The following is a 4,134-nucleotide window of genomic DNA, read 5'->3' as shown; positions in this document are numbered from 1 at the left end:
AAGCCTACGCCGTGCGACGGGAAAATGGCGATGCCGATGCTTGCGGAAATTTGGCAGCTCACGTTATTTTCGCAATAAGTTCTACGAAACAGACCGCATATGGTCTCTGCCTTTGTAAAAGCGATATTTTCTGAACTGATATTTTTCATAAATACAAAGAATTCGTCGCCGCCGATCCTGCCTATCACGTCGTTTACTCTGAAAATCGGCATAAGGCACTGCGCAAGTGTTGCAAGCACGACGTCACCGTACATGTGTCCAAGTCTGTCGTTTACGAGCTTAAAGTTGTCGATATCAATAATAAGTAGCGCGTGCATTGCTGCAATGTCTGTATCACGCAGGAAATCGCGAATCAGTCGTTCCGTCGTCGCCTTATTGTAGAGGCCTGTCAGCTCGTCTTTTTCTGCCTTTGTGATGAGCGCCTGCTCTTTGCGCTTTTGGGGGTCGATGTTTTCCATCATGCCGAGCGCGCGGACAGGGATTCCGTTTTCGCTGAATATGGTAGCCAGCATGATGTAGCACCAGATATAGCCGCCTTTGGCACTCCTGATGCGCAGCTCCGTACTGCTGCTTGGTGCCCCATTCTCTACCCGTTCAAAGACACTGTGTATTTTTTCCGCGTCGTCTGGATGAATGTCTTTGTTAGCTATAATGCTTTCCGGCAGCCCTTCTGTTGTCGGCTCATAGCCGAAGACCTCCATAAATTTATCACTGTAGTCAATGGAATGCGTGGCAAACGAAAATTCAAAGATCACCTTGTCGCTGTGTTCAAGCAAAACAAGATAACGATTTTCATCAGCAAGAAGTTCATCGTTCATCTTTTTGATCTTGTCCGCCGAGCGTTTCATCGTCCCGATGAAAAAGGCAAGGAGCGCAAAAAAAATTGCCGAAAATATGACGACGAAGATATACAGGTCGCGTCGGATTGCGTCCGCGTTCGCGTCTATAACCTTTTTGGGGGCCATTACGACCAGGTACCAGTCCGATACCCCGACGGGCCTGTATTCTGCGTATCTTGACCTTCCGTTGTAGGAATAGGCGGTAGTACCCGCCGCGCCGCGCTTGAAGTCGTCTTTTATCCGCTGTGCGCTGTAGCCATTGTCGTAGGTCAGCTTTGTCAGAGCGTCGAAATAATTTTCATCCATCAGCATCGCGTTTTTACTATCCGAAGCCGCTAAATACTCGCCTTTGCCGTTAAGCAAGTGAAAGTACCCTTCACCTCCAAAGACGTCAACGTTTAATACTTTTCCGTAATTTTCGGTGTAGATGGTGCCGCGCGCGGCGCCGACGACCTTGCCTTGTTTGATAATAGGGGAGATGATAGAAACGGTTAACCGTCCGTCTATCTTTGCAGCGACGAGGTCTGTTATTATTGTATTGCCTTTGGGAATCTCTTTGATATAGGCCAGGTCGCTCACATCGACGATATATCCGTCGCTGGTGTAGCTTTCACCGCTTTCGAAGTCCAGCGCAAGGCGGTCAAAATCGGAGTCGACAGCAAGTGTTTTCAGTAGCTCAAGTGCCTCTTTTGAGCGGATATCTTCCACCTTCGCAAGTCTTTGCGAGATCAAATCCATCGTTTTGATCTCTCTGGTAACGATCATATTGACGTAGGAGGTGCTTTGAGCGGTGATCTCGCGCAGACGCTCTCGCCCCAGCTTTGCCTGGTCGCGGTTGATAACGCTGGAAAAGGCATACAAGGCAGCAAACATCAAAATAAGCGCGAGCGACAGTACAAGCGCCGTGAGATTCCGGTTCTTCTTGTCCAGTGTGGATGTTTTATTCATCGGTTTCTTTTGAATGATATTTCTTTTGAAATTCATCAACGGGAATTGGCTTTGAATAATAATAACCCTGGCCTATTGCACAGCCAATTTGCCGCACCAGCGCAACCTGCTCCGCCGTCTCTACGCCCTCGCAGACCACCTGTATATTGAGCTTCTGTGTTATTTGCACGATGCCGGCAATGATGTGGCGGACACGCTCTGATTCGGTGCTTTCGCGCAAAAAACTCTTGTCGATCTTCAATACGTCGATAGGCAATTTACGCAGCAGGTTGAGGGAAGAATATCCCAGCCCAAAATCATCCATGACGATTTTAAAGCCCTGAGACCTCAATGTCTCCAGCATACCTATGACCGTATCCTCTTCTACAATAAAGGCGCTTTCTGTTACTTCTATCTCAAGCGCCCAATGTGGTATTTTATGCCGTTCGACAACGGTGGTGAAGCGTTCAACGAAATCGTTCTGCAGCAGCGTTACCCGCGAGAAATTAATGGAAACAGGTATTGGCGCTTGCTGTTTGTCATGGAACATTTCCGTAAATTTTTCGCAGGCCTGTTCAAGCATATAAAAATCAAGCACCACGATGAAGCCGTTTTTCTCAAAGAGTGGGATAAATTCGTCTGGTGGAAGAAAGCCCAATTCTGAAGATACCCAGCGACAAAGTACCTCCGCGCCAATAATTTTTCCGGTGGCTAGCTCCGCCTTGGGCTGCAGGTAGACCTGGTACTCCCGCTGTTTGATGCCGTTGTACATGTGCTTGGTAAGCAGCGTCTCACGTGTCAGTTTTTTAAGCAAGTCGTCGCCATAGAAAGATAGGCCGTAACGCGACCGTCCCTGCGCGACAGCAAGCGTAGCCTTACTTATCATTGAAGGGACGGGTTCTAGCCCGTCAGCTATTTCATATACTCCGCAGGTGCATGAAATGATACCGGAGAAATTGATCTCGGTGTCCTGTTCAAGCGCGTCTGCCAGCGCCTCAGAAATATGCAAGGCAGCGTTGTTTTTGTTTTGCAACAGAAGCACAAAATGATCGGCCGTCGTGTGCGCAAAGAGATCTCCCTCCTGGCACGTCTCCTGGAGCTTTGCAGAGAGCCGTTGGATAAGCCTGTCGCCCGCCTCATGACCGTAGGACTGGTTAACGAAACTGAAGTTGTTCACATTGGTATAAAGAAGAAGATATGCACGACAACGGGCATTTTTAAGTATCTTTGCCGCCTTCTCAATGAAGGCCGTGCTATTGTCATGATTTGTCAGCGGATCGGTGTAAAAGACGCGCTTCAGACTCTTATCGCTATGGAATTCAAATAAAACCATAAAACCAGAAGCACATACAAAAAGCATCAGTATTACGACGATACTGTAACGGAACTCCTTCTCGGCGCGAACTTCTGCAGACAAGACGGCTCTATCCGCCAACACGAAGTGCTCTTCGCTCAGGGCAAAGAGACGGCCGCTATTCCCTCCGCCTCGCACAAGACGTATCTGTTCTTTTATTTCTTCCCATTTATGTCGTACGGCATTCAGGTTCTGTATAAAAAATCTCGAGTCCGCCCCCTTAAATAGGCGAGATTTTTCGTTGGCCTGTAGCTGCGAAAGAAGCTTCTCGACACGTAAAATCAGCGCGTCGTTCGGCGTGCGGGCCAATTCAAGTTTCGATATTCTCTGAGTACCTCCGCGTACTACGCCGGCATTGTTAATGATGTTGGCGTAGCTCCACATTTGCACAAAACTAAAAACCAAGACTCCGATGGCCGCCGCCCAAACAGCTATAATAAAGTAGATTTTGATTCGTTTTTTGATCACAAGGATCCTCCTTGCATTGAACCTGCAGGCGATCTATTTCCGGTCAAGAGCCTCTGTTGTTCGGTCTTGTTTAAAAAAATTATACTGCTCCGAGCGCATTGACTACAAAAGAACTGAAAAAGACGATAATAAAAACCCAACCGAAAATTCCCGCCAGTTAAAATCCACTGATTCTAAACCTAAATAAAATAATTTTTCTTAGGCGTAAGATAACATACACATGCCGTTTCTGGCAATATTTATTTTAAAACCATCAACAACGTTCTTAATTTTTTGTTTTTTTCCTCACATTGGCGTTGCATCCAGTCGAATTTGGTTGAAGAATATGCCAATCTCTGCGCAGCCTCGGTGCGCGTTATGGCGCGGTCATTCCTACTGGGTGATGCAATAATTTCGTTCCAGACGTTCTATGGGTTCTACCATAAATAGATTATAGCGCCTCAGACGATTTTTTTAGACGCTGATATTTAAGCCTGTTAAAATTTCTTTCCAAAGAGCTTGTCCATATAGATATTTTGGGAGAGATGCCCAGTTCTTAAAGTCTAT

General features: G+C 46.9%; 2 protein-coding genes. Both read right to left on the bottom strand.

What is annotated here, in order from left to right; genetic code table 11:
- Window positions 1–1,787 (bottom strand): diguanylate cyclase (locus RRY12_12665; protein ID MEG2185525.1); only part of this gene is annotated, 1,787 nt, incomplete at its 3' end.
- Window positions 1,780–3,588, bottom strand: a complete 1,809-nt coding sequence (locus RRY12_12660; GenBank protein ID MEG2185524.1) for a bifunctional diguanylate cyclase/phosphodiesterase — start codon at window positions 3,586–3,588, stop codon at window positions 1,780–1,782. The genes RRY12_12660 and RRY12_12665, both read right to left, overlap by 8 nt.
- Window positions 3,589–4,134: the final 546 nt, after the last annotated feature.

Origin of the sequence: Cloacibacillus sp., assembly GCA_036655895.1 — a bacterium.
Lineage (GTDB): Bacteria > Synergistota > Synergistia > Synergistales > Synergistaceae > JAVVPF01.
Note: the sequence above shows the minus strand (reverse complement) of the source record. Positions and strands in the feature narration are given on the sequence as shown.